Origin of the sequence: Campylobacter concisus, from assembly GCF_015230035.1 — a bacterium.
GTDB lineage: Bacteria > Campylobacterota > Campylobacteria > Campylobacterales > Campylobacteraceae > Campylobacter_A > Campylobacter_A concisus_BK.
Window position 1 is genome coordinate 159,279 of sequence record NZ_JAAKZD010000001.1, and the last position, 24,983, is coordinate 184,261.

The following is a 24,983-nucleotide window of genomic DNA, read 5'->3' on the forward strand; positions in this document are numbered from 1 at the left end:
TAGATAAATTTATGCCTTACGTAAATTTTCTAGCTCAAAAGCTTATATAAATTTAGCCCTTTACGTGCACTGAAAATTTGCTCCGACAACCTCGCACTCGTCACAAATTTGCATATAGATCGTGCCCTCGACATCCGCCAAAGCACCAAAAGGAATTTGCGCTAGATATTTCATCCTTTGACCGCATTTTGGGCAAGCTAGATACTCGCTATCTTGTAGCCACTGCGGATATCCGCCAAGTAAAATTTCACTATCTATCATATATGAGTAGTGAGCGCAAACCTCGCTGGCTAGCTCGAAATTTTGCCCATCAAGCACCGCCACAGCATCTCTTACGTAGTCTTCGCTCTCGCCCTCGCCCACTACCTCCGTTTGCACGCTTTTTCCGTCATTTTGACAAAAATACTGCACAAAGCCCACGCATATCGGGCAAAATTTAAGCACAGCGTCATTTTTAAGCTCTAGCCCAAGTCGCTTTAGGCTCTCTTTTTTGATGGTGAGTTCTAGCATCTCGCCGTTACAAAATTTACATTTTTCATCATTTGCAGCTTTAAATTTAACGCTTGCCTCTGCGCTTTGGCATGGCTGGCAGGTAACGCACCTATCAAAAACTAGGCTTCTTCTCTTGTCGCTGCTATCAAAGCTCCAGCCAGCAACCTGCGCGTATCCATCCATATCAACGTGAAGCTTTGCCTTCCAAGGCTTTGGCGCATTATAGAGCTTAAAAAATAGCTCTCTCACCACCTCATCGCCCTGCCACGCAAGCGCGCAAAGGATGTGATTTGTTTTTACAGTGTTTTGGGCGCCATTTAGGCTATTTATGAGCTCGTCTCTTACGTCACTTGGGGCATTTTTGTAAATTTCAAATGGGTAGTACTCGCCCTGCTTGGTCACTTCTCTTATGATCTGCTCGTCGCAAATGCCGTGTAGGTAGAAAATATAGACAAGATCGCTGTAAATTTCACCGTATTTGCCTATCTCATCTACGTGGGCTAGGACATTTTTTAGCTTTTGTTTGATCTCATCTTTGCTTAAATTTTCATAAAACTCCAGCTTCTCTTTTTGCCTACACTCATAACAGATCCCGTCAAAGTAAATCGTCCTTTGCTTGCACTTAGGACAAAGATGTGGCTCGCCCATTTTTGCTCCAAATTTAAATTTCGCTACTCAAAAAGCCCTTTTTCGGTGTCGATCTTGACGTTAAAGGTCTCAAAGCACTTCGCACTTGCGATCCTGCCCTTTGCGGTGCGCTCGATAAAGCCATTTGCAAGCAGATATGGCTCGATGACGTCCTCGACCGTGCCCTCATCCTCGCTAAGTGCCGCAGCGATCGTGCTAAGCCCCATAGGACGGCGCCTTGCTTGCATCAAAATTTCTAAATACCTAATATCCATCTCGTCAAATCCAAGCGAATTTACTCCAAGCGCGTTAAGCCCCTCTTTTGCACGCTCATGGCTGATGATTAGCTCGTCATTTACCTCGGCAAAGTCGCGAATTCGCTTTAGTAATCTAAGAGCGATCCTTGGCGTGGCACGTGAGCGTTTGGCGATCTCGAGCGAGGCGTTTTTATCGCACTCTTTACCAAGCTTGGCCGAGGCTATCTGCACGATACGGCTTAGCTCGCTGCTTGTGTAAAACTGCAGCCTAAAGTCCATCCCAAAGCGGTCTCTTAAAGGCGCTGAGATCATGCCAGCACGCGTCGTTGCGCCTATTAGTGTAAATTTTGGTAGGTCTATCTTGATAGTTTGGGCAGCTGGCCCTGAGCCTATGATGATATCAAGCCTAAAATCCTCCATCGCAGGGTAAAGCACCTCTTCGATAGCTGGGCTTAGGCGGTGTATCTCGTCGATAAAAAGCACGTCGCCCTCTTGTAAATTTGTAAGGATCGCTGCGAGATCGCCACTCTTTTCTATCATCGGCGCTGCGGTCATTTTGATACTCACGCCCATTTCGTTTGCGATGATGTGAGCAAGGGTGGTTTTGCCAAGTCCTGGAGGGCCGTAAAATAGCACGTGATCTAGGCATTCGTTTCGCTTTTTGGCTGCTTTTATAAAGACGTCTAAATTTTGTTTTATCTTTTCTTGACCGATGTAGTCTTCAAATTTTGTCGGTCTAAGCGAGACTTCAAAGTCATTTTCAAAGCTTACTTTTTCGATTTCAACGATTCTATCCAAAGTTTTTCCTTCTAAATTTAAGGCTTCATTTTACGCTTTTATGCTTAATCTAAGCTCGTTTAAATTTGTAGTAAAAGGTGCTGCCCTCGCCATAAACGCTATCAACGCCGTATAAAATTTCATGTTTTTGGCAAATTTCACTGACGATATTTAGCCCAAGACCAAAACCGCCTTGAATTTCATCCTCTCTCACGTATCTTTTCCAGACCCTTTTGACGTCCTTTATCCCCTTACCAAAGTCCTGCACGCTAAGATTTATGCGATCTGCTTCAAGCTCTAAATTTACTATTATCTCACTCTCTTTTGGGCTGTATTTTATGGCGTTTGTGATGGTGTTATCGATGATGCGCTGAGCTTCGACCTTGCTTAGCATAGTAAATGCCTCGCTTGCTAAATTTGTCTTTATCTCGATACTCTTGACCTCCGCCACGCTTGAGAGAAATTTCACTCGCTCTTTAACATACTCGCCTAAATTTAGCCTCTCAAGTGGAAATTTGATGTAGCCACGCTTTATGAAATACTCGACATCTTCGTAGGTTATTTGCATCTGTTTTAGGGCGTTTTTGATGCGGGTTATATACTTGTTTTCAAGCCCCAGCATCTCAAGGTTCATGCCAGCCACGCCAAGGGGTGTCTTTAGCTCGTGCATAGCGTCGTTAAAGAAATTATTCATATACTTTTGAAACTCTTTATAAGGCTTAACGCTGCTTAGATATAAAAAATAGACGATAAATAGTACTGCCACAAGGATAACAAGCAGCATGATAGCTGTTAAAAAGAGGCTCTTTTTATTATCAAGCTCCTTTTCTACGACGATGTAGTAAGGGGTCTTATCTTTTATAAAAAAGCTCTTGTAAAAAAGGTACCCGCCCTCTTCTAGAGTTACAAATTTAAAGCTGCTTGGCTCTTTGGTAAGGGTTGAGATGATGGGTTTAAAATTTACGTCGTAAATCGCAAATTTATATTTTAATGAGCTAGCTATATTTTCGTTTTTTAGAAATGAATTTTTGATGATGGTTTCATGCTTCATAGCACCAAAAAGGGCTTTTGAGCTGCTGTTTTTCTGGCTTAAATTTAAGATCACAAAGCTTTGAAAGCAAAAAAGCGACATTATGACAAATGTCGCTATGATCTGGATATTAAAGCTCTTGTGCATCTATCTTGTAGCCTATGCGCCTCTTTGAGATGATAAAGTCGTTTGTTGTCTTGTTTCTTATCTTTAAAACGTGCATTCTTATATCAGCGCCCTCTATATCTTTGTCATTCCAGACAAGATCTCTAAGCTCCTCCATACTGACGTAAGAATTTAGGTGCGAGACCAGGCACTCGACCAAAGCGACCTCTTTTGCACTAAGATCAACAGCTTTGTCGTTTTTATATAGCACACGCTTGTTTAGGTTAAAGCTAAACTCGTCATTTATCTTAACTATGTTTTTATCGTCAGTGCCATAGTATTTTCGCATAAGCTCAGCAACTCTAAATTTAAGCTCAGCAAGCTCAAATGGCTTTTTTAGATACTCATTACAGCCAAGTTCGTAGCCAATCGCCATATCGTCTATATCGACTAAAGATGTCGTTATCATGATAGGAGCGTTTGGATTTAGACTTCTTATATACTTGATGACCTCGTGACCATTTACCCCAGGCACTTTTATGTCGAGTATAAAAAGGTGATAGAAATTTTTCTCTATCAAGTCGCAAGCCTCTTGACCGTCGCTCACCGCTGTAACTTCATAACCAAGCGTCTGCAAAAACTCACAGACGCTCTCTTGAAACCCCAAATCATCTTCTAAAAGCAAAATCTTCAAAATGCTCTCCTAAAAAACAAACTTTAATAAGATTTTTATCTATTGTAATACTTAATAGGTAAATTTCAAATTAAAATTCTTTTTTAAGTATTAAATAAAAATTTGTCCTGCATAGACTATGTAATATCTTAGCAAAAAGACACCACAAATGACTAAAATAGCGTTTAGCACGGCAAATTCGCGTTTGAAATCATGCACCTTTAAAACGCTTAAGTCTAAAATGATAGGCACAGCCATACCAAGACCTATGACGCCGATATAAAACATCAGCCCAAGAGAATTTGCGCTAAGTGCGTTTGCTACGCTCTCCGCACCACTTGCGCTTGCACCTTTTACGACCATAAAAAGAGCAACTATTAGCAAAAACTCAACTATTATCGCAAAAAAGTCAAATTTTAATAAAAAGTGTGCAGTTTGATTTTGCTCTCTTGTTTCATCTTTTAGCACTCCAATAAGCAGTGTAAATGCACCAGCACAGCTTAAGCCAGAAACTAAAAATAATAGTGGCAAAACTGGCGTGTTCCAAAGTGCGATCTTGTGAGCTGCACTTAGCAAAAAGCCCGTATATGCGCCAACGCCGATGCCAAGGATGAAAAGTAAAACTCCAAGCAAACCTGAAAGCTTGCTAGCTAAATTTGCAACAGCGTCAAAAAGAGAAATTTTAAGTGACGAGGTCTCATTTTTAAACGCACCAATCGCGTATATAACGCTAAGAGGCGTATAAACTAGAAGCAGCGCAACGCCTATTGACATAACTGAGTCGAAGTTATAAAGCAAAAGTATCCAGTAAAAGCTAAGAGGCTTGCCAAGATCAATCACCAAAAGAGCAAGTCCAAGGATGATCGCCACTGGAGCGATAAGGGCGGCTGCTTTAAAGTAGTAGTTATCCTTGCCAAATTTATTTGAGATAAGCACAGCAACGATGCTAGCACCTGCACTAAGTCCTGCTAAAAATAGATAAAAAGCTATCGGCCAGCCCCAGTAAATTTCTGTGTATTGAGCTAGGCTTCCTGACATGTTATTCATGGTGTGCTCCTTTTGTATTTGCGATCATCGCAAGTGAAGGTTTTGTGTTTAACTCCGCTTTTGGCAAGTAGTATTTGCTCTCTTTTAGTTTCTTTGAAATTTTAGAGTTTTCATCATTTACGTCGCCAAAAGTTAGGGCATTTGTAGGGCAGACGCTAACACAAGCTGGGTCTTTGCCCTCTTCTAGCCTGCTCTCATAGCAAAATGTGCATTTACCTATCTCGCCATCTGGCAAGACGTAGCGAGCGTCGTATGGACAGGCTAGGATGCAGTACTTGCAACTAACGCAAATTCTGTGATCAAGTAGCGTCACGCCATCAGCCGTTTTAAAGCTAGCACCAGTAGGGCAAACCTCAACACAAGGTGCATCTTCGCACATAACGCAACTTTGACGCAAAAAGTCAGTCTTTAAATTTGGAAATGTCCCACTCATCTTCGCATGCACCTGCAAGCGGTAAACGCCCATTGGTACTTTGTTCGCACTTCTGCAAGCTACTGAGCAGCCTTGACAGCCGATGCATAAATTTTCATCATGTATCATCATATATTTTTTCATTTTCTATCCTTACGCTTTACTTATGCTAACGCCAACATTTGTAACCATAGTCGCAGCCACCGGACCCTCAGCTGGATCAAGAAGCACGCTTGTGTTAAGTCCCACGTGATCTATGCTCTTAAGGCCTGGCGTGATGTGTCCAAAGCCGTGATAGATAAAGAGCGTATCTTCTCTAATGCCCTCAGTCACCATAAGCTTACCCTTTTGCTCGCCAAATTTATTTTTGACCAAAACCATGTCGCCGTCACGTAAATTTTGCTTTTTAGCTGTGTTTGGATTGATCCAGATAGGGCTATCACTCATGAGGTCATTTAAAAATGGCACTGCTTGGGTGTGGCCGTTGGTATGAATAGGCGTTTTACCGCAAGTTAAGCAAAGCTCGTGTCCGTCAAATGTGTCCATATCTTTGTCATTTAGCGCGCCATATCCTGCAAACTGCGCCTCAACGTCAGGCAAAAATAGCTCTATCTTGCCACTTTTTGTTTTAAGCTTAGCCATATCGTCCATCAAACCATTTTCACCTACAAATTTAGATGCGACTGGATATTTAGCGATAAATTTATCGATCATGCCTTTTTCTCTAAACAAAATTCCTGGCTCATCCCACGTGATAAAGCCATCTTTTTCAAGAGCGGCGAGTAAATTTATATCTCCGCCAGCTTGTTGCATCCTAAACTCACGTATGTCGTTCCAAGTGTAAAGCTCATCTATCTTCATGCGGCGTGCTAGCTCTCTAAAGATAAACGCCCCGTCCTTCGTGTCGCCAACTGGATCAACGACTTTATTTCTTATCATATAAGCTGGTTTTAGACCTGACTTGTCCTCTATGCCCTCGTCACGCTCTAGGTAACTGCTCTCAGGCAAAATGACATCAGCAAAGGTCGCCATATCGTTTGGATAGACATCGCTCACTACGATGAGCTCAAGCTTCTTCATCGCCTCTATGCTCTTCATCGTCTCAGCTACGTTTATGAGGTGGTTAAAGCGGATGTTAAACCAACCTTTTATGGCGTATGGCTTCTCGTTTAAGATAGCGTTATCTATATCCATCAAAACGCCATGTTTTCTGTTTACAAATTTATGCGCTCCAGCCTCGCCAGCGAAGTCTAGTCTGGTAACTTTTGGCACTTTAAATTTATCATCTGGGTTTTTAAGAACTGGGAATTTATCCTCGCCTACTAGTTTGTTAAAGGTCTTTGCGTTTTTGCCACCAAAAAGACCGCCCTTAACCTCCCAGTTGCCCATCATCGCATTTGCAACCATGATGGCTTTTGTCCTCATGTATTCAGCTCTTGTGGTAGTTGTCTTATGCCCAAAATCAAAAATAACTCTTGGAGCAGCTTTATAAATTTCATCAGCGATGCGTCTAACATCACTTGCTTTTATGCCAGTGATTGTCTCTTGCCATTCAGGCGTTTTGCCCTCTACGCTTTTAACAATCTCATCAAAGCCAGTTGTAAATTTCTCAATAAATTCTTTATCGTAAGTGCCATTTTGTATCCAAGTGTTGATGAGTGCTAGCACAAATGCTAGATCAGTGCCAGGTTTAACTGGTAGCCACTCATCAGCTTTTGCAGCTACAACGCTAAATCTTGGCTCAAGCACAAGTAGCTTTGTGTCCTTGCTAGCTGCAAATTTAGCAAGCTTTTTGGCATCAGCTATGACGATGCCCTCAAAGAGGTTGTGACCAAAATTTACAACGTATTTTGCATTTGCAAAGTCTCTTTTTAGCTTAGCGATGCCATACATCTGCTCGCAGACCATTTGGTAGGTGATCGGACAGCATGAAAAGTGCGAAAAGCAGTTTGGAGAGCCATAAGCTGAGGCGAAATTTACCATTAGCTTATGCGTTTGCGAGCTTTTACAGGTAAATATAAAGCTTTCAGGGCCATACTTTTGCTTGATATCAAGCATCTTTGAAGCGACATAGTCAAGCGCCTCGTCCCAGCTAACCTCACGCCATTTATTCTCACCTCTCTCACCAACTCTAATTAACGGCTTTTTGATCCTATTTTCATCATAGAGCTGACTTAGACCTGAGCCACCCCTTGCACAAAGAGAGGTTGCTGTGCCGCCAGCTTTTGGATTGCCACTTAAAAAGCAAACTTTGCCATCAACGACTTTTGCTTCGATAGGACACCTTGAAGAGCACATCTCACAAAAGCTATGAACGTGCTTTTCGCCTCCATTTGTAGCACCTTGCAAAGCACCACCTGATAGAGATGATGCCACTGCGCTAACTCCTGCACTGAATTTTAAAAATTCTCTTCTATTTAAGCTCATCTTTCTCCCTTTAAAAGAAATTTTACTTTTTGTTATTTTATTATTTAAAGTTGAAACTAAAATTAAATTTTGTTTAATAATTTTTTTTAGTTTTTATTTTTTATGATATGTGAGATTAACTATCAAAATAGAGCAAATTTTAAAAATGATAGATTAAGCAGGATTAAATTTTAGCGCGATTTTTACGTGATTTATAAAAATGAAAAATTTAAATTTAAAAAGAGATATTATTTAAGAATTTGATATAAAAAATTAAAAATTTAAAGTAGATTAAAAAGCCGAGAGAAGATCTCGGCTTAAGTTTTATATAAGAACTGGAGCTACTATAAATCCAAGGATAACTGATAATGCAACCATTATAGTTCCTGGGATGAAGAATGAGTGGTTAAATACAAATTTACCAACTCTTGTAGTTCCTGTATCATCCATAGCTATCGCACCTAGTGTTGTAGGATATGTTGGCAATACAAATAGACCAGAAACTGCGGCAAATGAAGCTACAAGGATCCAAATTTGACCTGAATTTTCAGGGCTAGTCATACCAAGAGCAGCAGCAACAGCAGGCATCATAACCTTTGTTGTAGCAGCTTGTGAGTATAGCAAGCAGCTTAAGAAATAAAGTGCAACAGCTAGTATAAATGGATACTGAGTAACGAAGTCTTTTGCAACCTCTTTGATAGCGTCAAGGTGTCCATTAACAAATGTTGTACCAAGCCATGCGATACCAACAACGCAGATGCACGCATTCATACCGCTTTGGAAAGTGCTAGTTGATAGAAGTTTGCCTGTCTCAACTTTGCAAGCTACTGCTATTGTAAAGCCGATAGTTAGCATAAAGCTAATGATAGCTGCATCTCTTGAAAGGATAGGTTTTTCTACTAAATTTAAGCTCTTTGAGATGCAAAGCGCATAACAAACAACGATCAAAACGCCAACCGCAAAGATCGCAACTGATCTTTTTGCGTATGGTTTTGGCTCGTGATACTCGACATCCTTAACCTCTGCAACCAAACCTTTTGCAAGTCTATCTTGATAGATAGGATCTTTTGAAAGGTCAAGATCGTAAAATTTATTGATGATAAATGCAGTGATAACCATCGCTACAAATGTAGTTGATATACAAATAAATAGCAACACTGGATAGCTAACACCTAGCTTCTCGCATAGACCACTCATAGCAACAAAAGCAGCTGAGATAGGGCTTGCAGTGATCGCTACTTGAGAAGAGACAACTGAAAGCGCGAGTGGAGCTGAAGGTTTGATGTTTTGAGTTTTTGCAACCTCAACGATAACAGGGATCATAGAAAACGCAGTGTGTCCAGTACCTGCAAGGATAGTTAAAAAGTAAGTAACTATCGGAGCAAGAAAGTTGATCTGTTTTGGATTCTTGCGTAAAATTTTTGTTGCTACTTGAACTAAATAGTCAAGTCCGCCAGCAACTTGCAAAGCTGTGATCGCTGAGATAACTGAAGCGATGATCAAGATAACATCCATAGGGATGTCTTTCATATCGACTTTCATACCAAGTAAAGCGAGTATCACAACGCCTAGACCACCTGCGTAGCCAACGCCCATACCACCTAGTTTGACACCAAGATAGATGCCGCCAAATAGGACTATAATCTGTAAGATCAGCATTATATCCATCGAAAACTCCTTTATTAAATTTTATTACTAAAATCACCACTTAAGCGTGTCAGAATTCTGACACGCTTTTAATAATACTTTGCTTAAATTTTTACTTAACCATGCTCGGATTTAGCATATTTTTAGGCTCTAAAATCTTATCGATCTCTTCTTTGCTTAGATAGCCTCTCTCTAGGCAGATATCGCCAACTGCTTTGCCTGTTTGAAGAGCTTCTTTAGCGATGCTTGCTGATTTTTCGTAACCGATATATGGGTTAAACGCTGTTACGATACCAACTGAGCCAAGAACTGATTTTAAGCAAGCCTCAGGGTTTGCTGTAAGTTTTTTGATAGCTTTTTCAGCTAGTGTTTTCATAGCATTTTCAAGGATAAATATAGAGTTAAATAGCGCATAAGCGATGCCTGGTTCAAATGCATTTAGCTCAAATTCGCCTCTTTCAGAGCAAAGCATGATAGTTACGTCATTGCCGATAACTTCGTAGCACGCTTCACCTACAACCTCAGCGATGACTGGATTTACCTTACCTGGCATGATTGAGCTGCCTGGTTGCATTTGAGGTAAATTTATCTCACCAAGACCGCATCTTGGGCCTGAGTTCATTAGTCTTAAGTCATTTGCGATTTTTGAAAGTCTAACAGCTGCGGTTTTAAGCGCACCACTTACATGCACAAAGTCTGCAGTATCTTGCGTAGCAGCGATAAAATCATCAGCCTTTTTAAAATCAACTCCAGTGATCTCTTTTAGTTTTTTAACAACTACATTTTTATACTCTGGGTGGCAGTTGATACCTGTACCTATCGCAGTTGCGCCCATGTTTAGATGCGTCATTGACTCACGAGCTGCTGTGATCTTTTCGATGTCACTTTTGATGTAGCTTGCAAATGCGTTAAAAGTGTTGCCAAGTGTTGTAGGGACAGCATCTTCAAGCTCTGTTCTACCCATTTTGATGATATCTTTAAATTCTTTTGCTTTTTTCTCAAGCTCATCTTTTAGTAAATTCATAGCAGCAAGCAAGTCAGTAAGTTTTGCATAAGTTGCTACTTTAATAGAGCTTGGATAAGTATCATTTGTGCTTTGTCCAAGGTTTGTGTGGTCATTTGGATGGATGTATTGATACTCGCCTTTTTTATGCCCAAGGCTCTCAAGCGCGATGTTTGTGATGACCTCGTTTGAGTTCATATTTGTACTTGTTCCTGCTCCACCTTGAACCATATCAACGACAAATTGATCTAAAAACTCACTAGCTATTACTCTATCAGCAGCTTTTGCCAAAGCATCAGCTATCTTTGGATCTAAAACGCCAACCTCTTTATTTGCAAGTGCAGCAGCTTTTTTGATCTGTGCAAATGCCTTTACAAAGTATGGATACTCTTTTAATGTTCTACCACTCATGTGGAAGTTTTCAGTAGCCCTAAATGTTTGGATACCATAGTAAAAATTGTCAGAAATTTCCAACTCGCCAATAAAATCATGTTCTCTTCTGGTTGCCATAACAGCTTCTCCTTAGTAAAAATTTGTTACCGAGTGAAATTATATAGGTATTTGAGATTTTAAATATTAATGACTACTTATTTTTTTTAAGCTTTAAGTTTTTGACTTGATATGGCGCTCTTTGAAAGAAAATTATATTTCATATTTAAGCTAATTTTTAGGAATTTGCTTGTCTAAATTGTTATATTACTAATAATATCACTTTTTTATTATATAAAAAGGGTCAAATTAGCTCAGATTTGTCCTACATTTTAAGTTTAAAAGCCATTTTTGAGAAAATTTAATAAAATATTAATATAAATTCAAAATTGTTAAAATGGTAAAATAAAAATTCTAAGTTATATTTTCTTTATAATATTACTTCGTGACACATTTATATGATGAAAATTTAAAATTTGCAGTTCTGCCTAAATTTACAAACTCGCTATGAATGGTAAATTTAAGGGGATAAATTTAAACTGCCTCTAGAAATTTCCTAGAGGCAAAGTAGCGTTTAGCCTTCAAGTCCTAAATTTGCTCTGTACTCTTCGTATGTGCCTTTAAAATCAACGACTTCGCCACTACCTTTTAGGTGTAAAATTCTATTTGCAAAGGCGTCTATCAGCTCCCTATCGTGGCTTACGCAGATGACTGAGCCATTAAAGTTGTAAAATGCCTCGCCAAGTGCGATGATAGCCTCAAGATCAAGGTGGTTGTTTGGCTCATCCATGACAAGTAAATTTGGCCTATGAAGCATGAGTTGAGCTAATCTTACTCGGTGTTTTTCGCCACCGCTTAGCGCTCCAACTGCCTTTTCTTGCTCGGCACCGCTAAAGAGCATCCTGCCAAGGCACTTTCTGATCTCGTCGATGTCCTTGTTTTTGGCATCTTGCAAATATTCATATAGCTTTAGCTCGCCATCTATCTTATTTACCGTATCTTGCGCAAAATATCCTAGCTCGATGGTCGCGCCTATATGCACCTCGCCCGCGTCAGGTTTTATCTCGCCCATTATGATCTTACAAAGTGTGCTTTTACCAACGCCGTTGTGGCCGATGATAGCTAGTTTGTCGCCCTTTTCGAGCTTAAAGTTAAAATTTTCAAATATCACTCTATTATCAAATTTCTTACTTACATTTTTAAGCTCTATTAGTTCATTGCCTATCTCGCGGTTTGCTCGAAATAAAATGCTTGGATCACGCCTGCTTGAGACAGCGATCTCTGCGATATCTAATTTTTCAAGCTGTTTTGCGCGTGAGGTCGCCTGCTTTGCCTTGCTCGCATTTGCTGAAAATCTCGCGATAAATTTCTCCAGCTCCTCTTTCTCTTTTAGCTTCTTATCGCGCTCCATCTCATGCTGCTTTGCGATCAAATTTGCAGCCATATACCAGTCGTCGTAGTTGCCTGAAAACTCGCGAATTTTCTTAAAATCCACATCCAAAATGTTTGTGCAAACTCTATTTAAAAAGTGCCTGTCGTGGCTGATAACCACAAGCGTGCCCTCGTGGTGGTTTAGCTCGTTTTCTAGCCATGCGATCGCGTCTATGTCAAGGTTGTTTGTTGGCTCGTCTAAAAACAAGATGTCTGGCTTTGGAAAGAGCACTTGAGCTAGCAAAACCTTAACTTTATCTGAGTTTTCGACCTCGCCCATAAGCTTATCAAATTCATTTAGCCCTAGCGAGCTTAGGATTTTTTCTATCCTAGTCTCGTACTCGTAGCTTGGGTCTTCCTCAGCGCTTATCATCTCAAGCTCGCTTAAGCGCTCATTTATCTCATCTGTAAATTCCTCGCTCATATAGAGCTTTTCTTTCTCTTTGACAGCGTCATATAGGCGTTTGTTGCCATAAAGCACCGCATCTTTTAGCGTGAAATTTTCAAACGCAAACTGATCTTGCCCAAGCACGCCAACTTTTAGCCCATTTTCTATGATGATCTCGCCGCTAGTTGGCTCGATAGCTCCGCTTAAAATTTTTAAAAATGTCGATTTGCCAGCACCATTTGCACCGATTAGTCCGTATCTGTTGTGGCGATTTAGCTTTAAATTTACATCCTCAAATAGCAAACTGTTTGCAAATCTTTGAGTAAGTCCCCTAACTTCTAACATTATTTTTCCTTAAATTTATTTTTTTGCGATTTTGCCTTAAATTTGATTAAAAAGCCATTTTGCTACTTTAGCCTAAAATGCCCCGTGATCTTGTAGCTATAAAGTATGTTTTCTTCCTGCACGCCAGAGCCGATATTGTGGATGACAAGCGGCATTTGGCCTTCAAATTTATCTGAGATCACGCCGATGTGCGGGAGATTTCTTGGTAGCATCCATGTGACGATATCCCCTGGCAGAAATTTATCATCACTCACCTCAAAACCTTTTCTTTTTAGATAGGTAGCGATGTTTAAAACACGCCTGTGATCGATGTTTTTATCAGCCTTTTTAAGGCCCCATTTTTTAGGGTAGCTTGCGAAATTTCTACTCATATCTTCAAAAATAAGCCTTTGCAGATCCATATCCTGATGACGTAGCGCCCTTACCACAACGTCGGTACAAACGCCCTTTTTGATATCCACGTCGCCCATAGGATAGGCGAGCCTTTCGTAGTTTGGATCATAACTTAGCGTCACGCCGATCTGCGACCTAGCGTCATTTACAAATTTACTCGCCGAAAAGGCAAAAATTTGCGTGGCAAAAAGAGCTAAAAGTAGAAATTTCTTCATTTTCTACTTTAAAAGCATGGTTTTTAAGATACGTTTTCCTATCTCAACACCTGGCTGATCGTAGGTGTTGATGCCTAGCATGATACCAGTGGCCGAGGTTAGTAGCTCGTAGTAAAAAATGAGCCAGCCAGCATGAAACTCATCAAGCCTCTCAAGCGTGATAGTATCGACACTTATGCCCTCTTGCACCAGCGCCATAGCCGTCGCGTCGCACTGCAAATTTATAAGTTCATTTAGGCTTAGACCCGCCACAAAATCACACTCTTCAAGCCCTTTTAGGCTTAAATTTGGGATAGTCTTGTCGCTCGCGTGATCTTTTATCTTTATAAATGTCACACTCTTATCTTTTACGCCGTCCATGATAAGCTGCAAAAAGCTGTGTTGATCACGACTGCCGACAAGTCCAACTGGCGTAAGGCCGACCCTTTTATAGCCTCTTTTTTTACCAAGGCTCTCCGCCCAAAGCTGCACGTACCAGTCGTTAAATTCAAAAAACCTATCGCAATAGCTAAAAATGACGTTTATGCTGGCATTTCTGCTAGTGGCGTAGTGGTAGGCTTTAGCGACTATTGAGCTATCTTTTTGCTCGATGTATTGCTTCTTGCAAGCAAGCGCGCCCTCCAAAAGTGCCTTTATATCGTAGCCACAAATTCCAAGAGGCACAAGACCGATAGCACTTAGCACGCTAAATCTCCCGCCAACATTTTTTGGGATATTGAAAAATTTGATCCCATTTTCTTTGGCGAAATTTTCTAAATTTGTGCCTGGATCAGTTATGATGAGGAAATTTTTACCTAAATTTTGAGGTTTAAAGTCATCAAGCAAGCACTTAAAAATAGTGATCGTCTCGATCGTATTGCCTGATTTTGAGCTTATTATAAAAAGAGTCTCGTCAAAATTTACACCATCAAGCGTACTTTTGTAGCTGCAAGGATCGACGTTATCTAAAAACAAAAGCTCTCTTTTTATCCCCTTTGTGCCTTCAAGCATTGATTTTAGCGCCTTTACGCCAAGACTGCTACCGCCAATGCCAACAAGTACTACATTTTTGATATGAGCTAGCCCCTTCTCATACTCCTCGATCTCGCCAAGTAAATTTTGCCCGAGCACTGGCAGGTGGTAGTAGCCTATCTCACCGCTTTCGTACTCGTCGTTTATGCGTTTGGCGTATGAGTCGATGACATCGCTGCTTGCAAAGTTAAATTTAAATGAAGTTTCTATCATTTACTGCGCTCGTAAAAGAAATTTGTAGCCTCGACAAAGCCATCTATGCTGCCGCAGTCAAACCTCTTGCCCTTAAATTTATAAGCTAGCACCATGCCATCTTTTGCCTGCGTTTTTAGCGCGTCTGTGATCTGAATTTCGCCGTTTTTGCCTGGTTTTGTTCGCTCTAAGATGTTAAAAATATCTGGTGTTAGGATGTAGCGCCCAATTATCGCTAAATTTGTCGGAGCCTCGGCAGGATCAGGCTTTTCAACCATATCATCGACCATTATAAGATCATCTTCTATAAACCTACCGCTTACGACGCCGTAAGACTTAGTCTGCTCTTTTGGCACCTCCATCACAGCTACTACGCTGCAGCGATACTTTTCATAAATTTTAACCATTTGCGAAAGCACGCCCTCGCCGTTTTCATTTATACATAGATCATCTGCCAAAATGACCCCAAATGCTTCATCTCGAACTAGAGTTTTGCCCGTATAAATGGCGTGTCCAAGCCCTTTCATGGCATTTTGCCTAGTAAATGAAAATGTGCATGAGCTCATTAAATTTCTAACTTCGCTTAGTAGCGACTCTTTTGAGCTGCCTGCGATCTCTTTTTCTAGCTCGTAGCTGATGTCAAAATAGTCCTCAAGCGCCCTTTTTCCGCGTCCTGTGACAAAGGCCATATTGTCCATGCCAGCCTCAAGCGCCTCATCAACGCCGTAGTGAATGAGCGGTTTTGTAAGGATCGGCAACATCTCTTTTGGGAGCGATTTTGTAGCTGGTAAAAACCTCGTTCCATATCCAGCCGCTGGAAATAGGCAAGTTTGTATCATTTTAATCCTTCATGAAAAATTGCAAAATTCTACTATCTTTTCCTTAATAATATAAATTTGTATGAATTTACAAGGCTTTAATTAGCAAATTGATAAGATTTTTAAAATTTTAAAAAAAGAGCAAATTTGCAGACGATTGATAGGATTTTTAAAGCCCAGCTTGATATAAAAAAGTCAAATTTCTTAGCATTTTTGTGCCCGATAAGCTCGTTTAAAAGCTTGCACGAACACCTAAAAGAGGAGCATTTTAAGGCTGTTCATGTAGTTTGGGCGACAAGGGAGCTAAACAAATACGGACAAATCGTTGAAAATCAAAGTGATGATGGCGAGCCAAAGGGCACTAGCGGACAGCCAAGCCTAAATGCGCTAAGGGGTGCTGAGCTTATAAACGTTGGTGTCTTGATAGTTCGCTACTTTGGGGGGATAAAGCTTGGCACTGGAGGGCTTGTTAGAGCCTACTCAGGGGCTGTGAACGAAGCGATAAATGAGGCGATAAAAGATGGTGGCGTGATAAAATTTGAGATAAAAGATGAGGTTAAATTTTTTACGCCATTTTCGCTGATGAGCCGCTTTGAACACTACTTCGCCACTAAAAATTTAAGCGAGTTTGAAAGAGAATTTAATGATGCTGGAGCGATCTGGAGCGTAAATTTAAACGAAGCCGAGTTTGCTGAGCTATTTAAATTTTGCAAAGAATTTGAAGCAAGCGAGTTTAAATTTCTAGCCTTGCCACTTGCCAGCAAAGCGCTGTTTATTTATTAAAAGCCAAATCATTGTAAAATATCAAAAATTAAAGCAAAAAGAGAGAAAATGATAACAAAGGAAAATTTAAGAGAAGTTCTCCAAAAACTAAATTTTACGTTAGACGAAAATGGTGAAATTTTTACTAAAAATTATCAAAACGACAATATCCTAGTAAATTTTAAATCTCAAAAAATTATCTATCCAAAAGAGCTTATTTGCGGCGATAAAACTAGCTCAAATTTCGATCATCCCGAAAATTTCGTCGTTTTAGAGTGTATAGATCGCCTTTTAACTAGCGGTTATGCGCCTTCAAATTTAGAGATAGAGCGCAAATGGAAACTCGGCAGAGATCAGAAAAGCGGTAAAGCCGACATTATCGTAAAAGACAATCAAGGCTCAACATATATGATAATAGAATGCAAAACTTTTGGTATGGAGTATAAAAAAGAGCTATCCAAAATGAGAGAAAACGGCGGTCAGCTTTTTAGCTATTATCAGCAAGAAACATCTGCAAAGTTTTTGCTTCTTTATACGGCTGATTTTGATAGCAATACACCTAAAAACGAGTACTTTGCGATAGATTTAAGCGACGATGAAAAGATAAGTAAAAACGCCGATAAAACCTATGAAAATGCTACGAATAATATAGAAAAATTTCAAGTTTGGCGAGATACTTATGAGTATGATGGCTTTAGCGTAGGCGTATTTGATAGCAAGCCGTTTAATATAAAACAAAATCAAAAAACATTACGTAGCTTACAGGAGATTACATTAAGCGACGTGGGCGGTAAATATAATGAATTTGCGACAATTATGCGAAAGCATAACATTAGTGGACGAGAAAACGCTTTTGACAAACTCTTAAATTTATTTCTTTGTAAGATTATTGATGAGTTAGAAAATCCAAACGAGCTTAAATTTAACTATCGCGGAAAAAGATATGACGATATTTATGCTTTTAGCGATAGGCTCCAGCAACTTTATCAAAAAGGTATGATGAAATTTTTGCAAAAAGAGATCGCATACGTCTCTGACAAGCAAATTCAAGATGCTTTTAAATTTCTTAAAAAAGATCCCGACGAAACTAAAAAGACGATAGAAAAATATTTTAGAGAGCTTAAATTTTACACAAATAACGACTTTGCTTTTGTAGAAGTTTATAATGAAGAGCTTTTTAAGAAAAATGTCAAAATTTTGACCGAAGTAGTCGAAATGTTTGAAAACATTCGTCTAACAAATAGCGAGCATAATCAATTTTTAGGCGATTTATTTGAGGGCTTTTTGGATCAAGGCATCAAGCAAAGCGAAGGTCAGTTTTTTACTCCGCTTCCTATCGTTAAATTTATTATTCAAAGCCTGCCAATAGAGCAAATTTTAAAAGATAATGAAGACGTTAGAGTAATTGACTATGCTTGCGGTGCGGGGCATTTTATAAATGAATATGCAAGCTTTATTAAGGCTCATTATATAAAAGATGCGGACGAATTAAAGCGTTATCACAAAAATATTTACGGCGTAGAAAAAGAAAGCCGTTTGGGTAAAGTAAGTAAGGTTGCAAGTTTTATGTATGGGCAAGACTTAAACATTATAGATCAAGACGCGCTAGCCTACCATAAAGATATCGATAAAGGAGGTTTTAACATTTTGATTGCAAATCCGCCTTACTCGGTAAAAGGCTTTTTGACAACTCTAAAAGATGATGATAATTATGAGAAGTACGAACTTAGCGCATTAATTGATACTCTAGAAACCAATAATGCAATCGAGTGTTTTTTCGTGGAGAGGGCTGCCCAAATTTTAGATAAAGACGGCGTTTGCGGTATCGTTTTGCCAAGCTCGCTTATAAATAAAACCGGTAAAATTTACGAGAAAACGCGCGAAATTTTGTTAGGAAATTTCGAGATTATCGCCGTTAGCGAATTCGGAAATAAAACGTTCGGCAAAACGGGTACGAATACGGTTATTTTGTTTTTACGTCGTCTTGCAAACGAGCCAAATGCCTTACTTCACGTCAAAAACCGCGCCGCTAGCGTTATAAACGACGGCAGCTTTTTAGCGCAATATAACGACAGGCTAAATTTAGGCGAATACTGCGAATTTATGGGCTACGACAAAGATAAATACGAAAAATTTATAACGCAAAACGAACTTTTTGTAAATGATATTTTTAGCGAATACGAATCGGCTTTTAAATCTAGTAGCGAGTATAAAAATATAGATAAGAAAAAAATTCCTGATGAACAAAAGAAGGCTGAAATTTCTAAAAAAAAGATCGAGTTCATAAAGGCTATCGAGATAGAAAAATTTAGCATCTTTCAGCTCGTAAATTCTCAAACCACGCTCATAACTAAAGCGCCGAGCGATAACGAGGAACAGAAAAAATTTTTGGGATATGATTGGAGTAATGCCAAAGGCAACGAAGGAATAAAATATATAACGGATGCGGCGATGGGCGGCGATGACAACGAGACAATAGAAAATATAAAAAAGATAAGCTCGATTAAGACCGCGCTTTACGATCCGACGGATTTAGATAATCCCGAAAAATTAAATTTTATTATTCGCGAAGCTTTCGACGGAAAATTAAAACGAATTAACGAGAGCTTAAAGCCGTATGCAAATTTAGTAAATTTACGCGATTGCATAGATTTTCACCGTGCTAGTTTCGATAAGGCGATAAATTTAAGCATGAAAAGTAGAGTAAATATAATGAGTGAGTATCAGATGGTGAAGCTTGGGACTTTGCTTAATACAATAGAAACTGGCTCGCGTCCAAATGGTGGAGTTGGTAATTTAAATGAGGGTGCGTTAAGCCTTGGTGGAGAGCATATCCATAATACAAACGGCATAATAAATTTGGTAAATCCAAAATTTGTAAGCATTGAGTATTATGAAAATAATCAAAAAGGCAGATTAAAACAAAATGATATTTTGCTTTGCAAAGATGGAGCATTAACCGGAAAAATTGCACTTTTAAGAGATGAGCTGAATAACAGAAGAGCTATGGTAAATGAGCATATTTTCATACTTCGAGCAGCCGATATAATTACTCAGAAATATATTTTTTATTTTTTATATTCTCCGTTGGGTCAACAAATTTTAAAACAAAATATTACCGGTGCAGCACAAGGCGGGCTAAATTCTACAAATTTAAAAAACATAAGAATTCCTTTTAGTAATAATAAAGAAAATAAAAAAGTGTTTCAAAAAATCGTAGCCGAATGCGAAAAAGTAGATAATGAGTTTAAAACTATTAGAATGGAAATTGACGAGCTAAAAGCTAAAATGAGCGAAATTTTTACAAAATTCGGAATAAGTTTTAACACAAATGGGGGGGGGTATGAGCTAATTTCTAAATTTTGCGATATTTTAATAGGTGGAACGCCCAAAAGAGGTAATTCCGCATATTATGGCGGAGAAAATTTATGGCTAAGTATTTCAGAGATGAATTCAAACTTAATAACCGACACTAAGGAAAAAATTACAAATTTAGGGGTAAAGAACTCAAACGTTAAACTTATACCAGAAGGTACAACTCTTGTTAGCTTTAAACTAAGTATAGGAAAAACTGCCATTGCAGGAACTAATTTATACACAAATGAAGCAATAGCTGCCTTTGTTATCAAGAAAGAGTTTAAGGATAAAATTTTGGATAAATTTATCTTTTGCTTATTTGATACAAAGTTTATAAAATTACAAAAAAATGGATTGAATGCTTTTGGTCAAAGCCTAAATTCAAAAGACTTAAATTTAATAAAAATCCCACTTCCGCCGCTTTCTACACAAAAGCAAATCGTCTCCGAATTTGAAAAATTAGAAGACGAAATTTTGCAAAGAGAACAAAAACTAACAAATTTACAAGGTGTATACGGTAAAATTTTAGATAAATATTTATGATTTTAAGCCTTTCTATTATAGAATCCATAAAAAATAAAATGAGATTCTATGGAAATTTGGAACGACATTTATAACCACTTTAACCCAGTCGCTTTTAGTGTTTTTGGCTTTAGCGTGCACTGGTATGGGCTTATGTATATTTTAGCCCTTGTTTTAGCACTTGCCATGGCAAAGTATCTCGTTAAAAAAGATGATATTCCTATCTCAAATCAGCTTTTAGATAACTACTTTTTTTGGGTAGAGATAGGCGTCATTTTAGGCGCTAGACTTGGCTGGGTTTTAGTTTATTCTGGCGAAGCAGGATATTATCTAACGCAGCCTTGGCAAATTTTTAATCCAATCCACAACGGCGAGTTTATAGGAATTCGCGGCATGAGCTATCACGGCGCTGTGGTTGGCTTTTTGCTAGCGACGATTTTATTTTGCAAAAGATATAAGCAAAACGCTTGGCAGCTACTTGATCTTTGCGCTATTTGCATACCTTTTGGCTACACCTTTGGCAGGATAGGAAATTTCTTAAATCAAGAGCTTTTTGGCAGGGTTACAGACGTGCCTTGGGCGATAAATGTCTTTGGTCAGCCAAGACATCCAAGCCAGCTTTATGAAGCATTCTTAGAAGGTTTAGTTATTTTTGTCATTTTATTTTTATATAGAAAATATAAGAAATTTAATGGCGAGCTCATAGCACTTTACGCCATTTTATACACATTTGCAAGATTTATTTGTGAATTTTACAGAGAGCCTGATTCTGGACTTGGATTTATTATTTTTGGTCTATCAATGGGGCAAATTTTATCACTTATTATGTGTGGGTTCGGAATTTTTGTCTATATTAAACTCTATAAGAGATTTACGAAAATTTAATGTCAATATTTAAAATTTATTAAAGTAAAGTTCTGATAACATTAGCTTTATCAATTAATGCTAATGTTTAAATTAGTATTAAGAAATGATAACTTATTTCAAATTTCTTAGGAGGGCTCATGACCGGGCTTATAGAAGGTTTTTTGGGGAAACGGTCGGACGGCAAAAAAAGCCGCACTCCAGCCGCTTGGGATAGATGGCAAAGTATTACAGGATTTATTCTAGCCTGTTTCATATTGTGCCATATGGTTTTTACTTCTACTATACTACTTGGCAAAGACGCATTTAACGCTGTCGTAGGATTTGCAGAGGCTAAATTTTTATTTGGCGAGGCTACTTGGTGGATTACAAATGTTATAGCTGCTGTTATCTTTGTAGTTTTTGTAACTCACGCCTTCTTGGCAATGAGAAAATTTCCTGCAAATTATAGACAATACTTAATGTTTAGAGGCCACAAAGACCGCATGAAGCACCTTGATACCACACTTTGGTGGTTTCAGTTTTTAACAGGCTTTGCTCTATTTTTTGCAGCAAGCGCCCACCTCATCGACATCATCTTTGGCGGACACATCACTGCTGACAAATCAGCTGCTGCTTTTCACAAACTAGAAATTTTCTACTTCGCACTACTTGTTTTCATGGTCGTTCACGCTAGCGTTGGCATGTACCGCTTATATGTCAAATGGGTAAGCATTGATGGCGTAAATAAACACGAAATGTTTGCTAAAAGAAACAAGGCAAAGACAGTTGTATTTGTCATTTATGGCATACTTGCTGTGATCGCGCTAATCGCCGATTTCGTGTGGATCAGCCATTAAAAAGGAGCTAGAAGATGAATGTAAAATATTATGACGCATTGGTAATTGGTGGCGGTCTAGCTGGTCTTAGAGCTGCTGTGGCTGCTGGAGAAAAGGGTTTAAGCACCGTAGTTTTGAGCCTCATCCCTGTAAAACGCTCTCACTCTGCTGCTGCACAAGGCGGCATGCAAGCAAGCCTTGGTAACTCTAAAATGAGTGAAGGCGATAACGAAGATGTACACTTTGCTGACACAGTAAAAGGTAGCGACTGGGGTTGTGATCAACAAGTTGCACGTATGTTTTGTCAAACTGCTCCAAAAGCGATTCGTGAGCTTGCAGCTTGGGGTGTGCCTTGGACTAGGATCACAAAAGGCGAAAGAAGCGCTATCATCAACGCTCAAAAGACAACTATCGTTGAAAAAGAAGAGGTTCATGGCCTTATCCACTCACGTGACTTTGGTGGTACAAAAAAGTGGAGAACTTGCTACACAGCTGACGCAACTGGTCACACCATGCTTTTTGCTGTTGCAAACGAAGCGCTTAAACACAATGTAGAAATTCACGACCGCAAAGAGGCGATCGCTTTGATACACCAAAATAACCGCTGTTACGGGGCGATCGTTCGCGACCTAGTAAATGGCGAGATCACAGCTTATGTTTCAAAAGGCACACTTATAGCAACTGGCGGTTATGGTAGAGTTTATAAACACACTACAAACGCTGTTGTTTGCGAAGGTATCGGCGCTGCGATCGCACTTGAGACTGGCGTAGCTCAGCTTGGCAACATGGAAGCTGTTCAGTTTCACCCAACTCCGATCGTCCCATCTGGCATTCTTTTAACAGAAGGTTGCCGCGGTGATGGCGGAATTTTACGTGACGTTGATGGATACCGCTTTATGCCTGATTATGAGCCAGAGAAAAAAGAGCTAGCTAGCCGTGACGTCGTTAGCCGCCGTATCATGGAGCACATCCGTGCAGGCAAAGGCGTACCTAGCCCTTATGGCTATCACGTTTGGCTTGATATCTCTATCCTCGGACGCGAGCACATCGAGAAAAATTTACGTGATGTTCAAGAAATTTGCGAAATTTTTAACGGCATCGATCCTGCTGACACTGAAGTATATACTGACGAGACAGGACATCAGCGTGGCAAAGGCTGGGCGCCGATCCTACCTATGCAGCACTACTCAATGGGCGGCATTAAGACAAAACCAACTGGCGAGAGCCCAACACTAGCTGGTCTATTTAGCGCTGGCGAGGCTGCTTGCTGGGATATGCACGGCTTTAACCGCCTTGGTGGTAACTCAGTTTCTGAGACAGTCGTCGCTGGTATGATCGTTGGTGATTATTTTGCAGATTATTGCGCTAGCCACGAGATCGAGATAAACACAGCTGATATCGAGAAATTTGTTAAAAAACAAGAAGACTATCTAAATAGCCTCGTCACAAAAGAGGGTAAATTTAACGTCTTTGATATCAAAAACAAGATGAAAGAGGTAATGTGGGAACACGTTGCGATATTTAGAACAGGCAAAGGTCTAGAGCTTGCTGTTAAAGAGCTTGAAGCACTCTACAAAGAGTCACTGGATGTAAAAGTAAGCAACAAAGCACTATTTGGCAACCCAGAGCTCGAAGAGGCTTACCGCGTGCCAAAGATGCTAAAACTAGCACTTTGTATCGCAAAAGGTGCGCTTGATAGAACAGAGAGCCGTGGCGCTCACTGCCGCGAAGACTATCCAAAGAGAGATGACCTTAACTGGCTAAACAGAACGCTTACAAGCTGGAAAGAAGGCGACACTATGCCAACTATCACTTATGAGCCACTAGATATCATGAAGATGGAGATGCCGCCAGCATTTAGAGGTTATGGTGCAAAAGGAAATATCATCGAGCATCCAAACAGTGCTATCCGCCAAAAAGAGGTCGATGAAATTCGCGAGAAAATGCAAGCAGAAGGCAAGAGCAGACAAGAAATTCAAGAGGCTTTGATGCACTATGACCTTCAACCAAAATATAAAGCACCAAATGAAAGAGCAGGTATAGGAAATGAGTAGAAAAATAACCATAAAAGCTTTTAAATACAATCCTTTAAGCAAAGTTTCAAAGCCTCATTTTGCGACTTATGAGCTTGAAGAGACTGATGGTATGACGCTATTTATCGCGTTAAATCAAATTCGTGAGAAATTTGATCCAGATCTTAGCTTTGACTTTGTTTGTCGTGCGGGAATTTGTGGAAGTTGTGGCATGCTAGTAAATGGCAAACCAAGCCTAGCTTGCAGAACTCTAACAAAAGACTTTGAAAGCGGTGTAATTGAGCTTATGCCTTTGCCAGTCTTTAAACTGCTAAAAGATCTAAGCGTAGATACTGGCAACTGGATGAACGCTATGAGCAAGCGTGTCGAGAGCTGGATACACACAGATCACGAGACAGATATCTCTAAGCTTGAAGAGAAAGTTGAGCCAGAAGTCGCTCAAGAAGTTTTCGAGCTTGATCGCTGTATAGAGTGCGGAATTTGTGTCGCATCTTGTGGAACAGCTATCATGAGACCTGATTTCATCGGCGCTGTTGGTCTAAACAGGGTTGCTAGATTTAAGATAGACGCGCTTGATAAGAGAACTGACGAGGACTTTTACGAGCTAATCGGCGATGATGATGGTGTATTTGGTTGTATGACTTTGCTTGGCTGCGAAGACAACTGCCCAAAACACCTACCACTTCAAAGCCGCATAGCTTATATGCGTAGAAAAATGGCTGCTATAAAGTAGCAAAGGGGCTGTAAAAAGCCCCAAATTTATTTAAAAACTCTACAAACTGACGCCAAGATACAGATACAAATATCTAGTGCCGCAAATAAGAAAAATACAAATATTAAAAGCGGAAACGACAAGACTATGCCCATTATATAGCCAAGCGGCAAAGTGATAAAAAATAAAAGACCAAAGCCAACACTAAAGCAAAAGA

The 24,983-nt window shown here is 39.6% G+C and carries 19 protein-coding genes; 6 read left to right on the top strand and 13 right to left on the bottom strand.

Annotation, left to right across the window (positions count from 1 at the left end; genetic code table 11):
• Nucleotides 1-60: 60 nt before the first annotated feature.
• The 13 genes from G6W41_RS00820 to galU form a co-directional block, all read right to left on the bottom strand.
• Entirely contained in the window at nucleotides 61-1,140 is a 1,080-nt protein-coding gene (locus G6W41_RS00820) for a cytochrome C (protein WP_194170305.1), read from the bottom strand.
• A gap of 23 nt (nucleotides 1,141-1,163) precedes the next feature.
• Entirely contained in the window at nucleotides 1,164-2,174 is a 1,011-nt protein-coding gene (gene ruvB, locus G6W41_RS00825) for a Holliday junction branch migration DNA helicase RuvB (protein ID WP_194170306.1), read from the bottom strand.
• Nucleotides 2,175-2,223: 49 nt separating this feature from the next.
• The gene (locus G6W41_RS00830) at nucleotides 2,224-3,330 is read right to left on the bottom strand and encodes a sensor histidine kinase (RefSeq protein WP_194170307.1); all 1,107 of its coding nucleotides are present in this window, start codon (nucleotides 3,328-3,330) and stop codon (nucleotides 2,224-2,226) included.
• The gene (locus G6W41_RS00835; RefSeq protein ID WP_021087309.1) at nucleotides 3,314-3,982 is read right to left on the bottom strand and encodes a response regulator transcription factor; all 669 of its coding nucleotides are present in this window, start codon (nucleotides 3,980-3,982) and stop codon (nucleotides 3,314-3,316) included. The genes G6W41_RS00830 and G6W41_RS00835 overlap by 17 nt, the downstream gene beginning before the upstream one ends.
• 90 nt (nucleotides 3,983-4,072) lie before the next feature.
• A complete protein-coding gene (nrfD, locus tag G6W41_RS00840; protein WP_194170308.1) occupies nucleotides 4,073-5,008 on the bottom strand; it encodes an NrfD/PsrC family molybdoenzyme membrane anchor subunit in 936 nt (311 codons plus the stop codon).
• On the bottom strand, nucleotides 5,001-5,564 hold the full coding sequence (locus tag G6W41_RS00845; RefSeq protein WP_103585707.1) for a 4Fe-4S dicluster domain-containing protein: 564 nt from the start codon (nucleotides 5,562-5,564) through the stop codon (nucleotides 5,001-5,003). The genes nrfD and G6W41_RS00845 overlap by 8 nt, the downstream gene beginning before the upstream one ends.
• A 9-nt stretch (nucleotides 5,565-5,573) precedes the next feature.
• Complete coding sequence (phsA, locus tag G6W41_RS00850) at nucleotides 5,574-7,847, bottom strand: thiosulfate reductase PhsA (RefSeq protein WP_194170309.1); 2,274 nt, start codon at nucleotides 7,845-7,847, stop codon at nucleotides 5,574-5,576.
• Nucleotides 7,848-8,150: 303 nt separating this feature from the next.
• Nucleotides 8,151-9,494 carry an anaerobic C4-dicarboxylate transporter gene (locus G6W41_RS00855; RefSeq protein WP_149709955.1) on the bottom strand — a complete coding sequence of 448 codons (1,344 nt, stop codon included), beginning with the start codon at nucleotides 9,492-9,494 and terminating at the stop codon, nucleotides 8,151-8,153.
• A 91-nt stretch (nucleotides 9,495-9,585) separates the two neighbouring features.
• Nucleotides 9,586-10,986 carry an aspartate ammonia-lyase gene (locus G6W41_RS00860; RefSeq protein ID WP_194170310.1) on the bottom strand — a complete coding sequence of 467 codons (1,401 nt, stop codon included), beginning with the start codon at nucleotides 10,984-10,986 and terminating at the stop codon, nucleotides 9,586-9,588.
• 493 nt (nucleotides 10,987-11,479) lie between these two features.
• A complete protein-coding gene (locus G6W41_RS00865; protein WP_194170311.1) occupies nucleotides 11,480-13,069 on the bottom strand; it encodes an ABC-F family ATP-binding cassette domain-containing protein in 1,590 nt (529 codons plus the stop codon).
• A gap of 62 nt (nucleotides 13,070-13,131) precedes the next feature.
• A complete protein-coding gene (locus tag G6W41_RS00870; RefSeq protein ID WP_194170312.1) occupies nucleotides 13,132-13,677 on the bottom strand; it encodes a DUF1287 domain-containing protein in 546 nt (181 codons plus the stop codon).
• A 3-nt stretch (nucleotides 13,678-13,680) separates the two neighbouring features.
• Nucleotides 13,681-14,901 carry a glucose-6-phosphate isomerase gene (locus tag G6W41_RS00875; protein ID WP_194170313.1) on the bottom strand — a complete coding sequence of 407 codons (1,221 nt, stop codon included), beginning with the start codon at nucleotides 14,899-14,901 and terminating at the stop codon, nucleotides 13,681-13,683.
• Nucleotides 14,898-15,719: a UTP--glucose-1-phosphate uridylyltransferase GalU gene (galU, locus tag G6W41_RS00880; protein ID WP_009294249.1), complete on the bottom strand. Its 822-nt coding sequence runs from the start codon at nucleotides 15,717-15,719 to the stop codon at nucleotides 14,898-14,900. Before galU ends, G6W41_RS00875 begins: the two co-directional genes overlap by 4 nt.
• Before the next feature lie 126 nt (nucleotides 15,720-15,845).
• Here galU and G6W41_RS00885 point away from each other — a divergent pair, with 126 nt between their 5' ends.
• The 6 genes from G6W41_RS00885 (at nucleotide 15,846) to G6W41_RS00910 (ending at nucleotide 24,787) form a co-directional block, all read left to right on the top strand.
• Complete coding sequence (locus G6W41_RS00885) at nucleotides 15,846-16,481, top strand: IMPACT family protein (RefSeq protein ID WP_194170314.1); 636 nt, start codon at nucleotides 15,846-15,848, stop codon at nucleotides 16,479-16,481.
• A gap of 48 nt (nucleotides 16,482-16,529) precedes the next feature.
• A complete protein-coding gene (locus G6W41_RS00890; protein WP_194170315.1) occupies nucleotides 16,530-20,360 on the top strand; it encodes an N-6 DNA methylase in 3,831 nt (1,276 codons plus the stop codon).
• A gap of 48 nt (nucleotides 20,361-20,408) precedes the next feature.
• Nucleotides 20,409-21,224 carry a prolipoprotein diacylglyceryl transferase gene (lgt, locus tag G6W41_RS00895; protein WP_103596898.1) on the top strand — a complete coding sequence of 272 codons (816 nt, stop codon included), beginning with the start codon at nucleotides 20,409-20,411 and terminating at the stop codon, nucleotides 21,222-21,224.
• A gap of 119 nt (nucleotides 21,225-21,343) precedes the next feature.
• Nucleotides 21,344-22,042, top strand: a complete 699-nt coding sequence (locus tag G6W41_RS00900) for a fumarate reductase cytochrome b subunit (RefSeq protein WP_035160410.1) — start codon at nucleotides 21,344-21,346, stop codon at nucleotides 22,040-22,042.
• Between the two features lie 14 nt (nucleotides 22,043-22,056).
• Entirely contained in the window at nucleotides 22,057-24,075 is a 2,019-nt protein-coding gene (locus G6W41_RS00905; RefSeq protein WP_004317497.1) for a fumarate reductase flavoprotein subunit, read from the top strand.
• Nucleotides 24,068-24,787, top strand: coding sequence for a fumarate reductase iron-sulfur subunit (locus G6W41_RS00910; RefSeq protein ID WP_004317555.1), 720 nt, complete (start codon nucleotides 24,068-24,070; stop codon nucleotides 24,785-24,787). Before G6W41_RS00905 ends, G6W41_RS00910 begins: the two co-directional genes overlap by 8 nt.
• Nucleotides 24,788-24,983 lie beyond the last annotated feature (196 nt).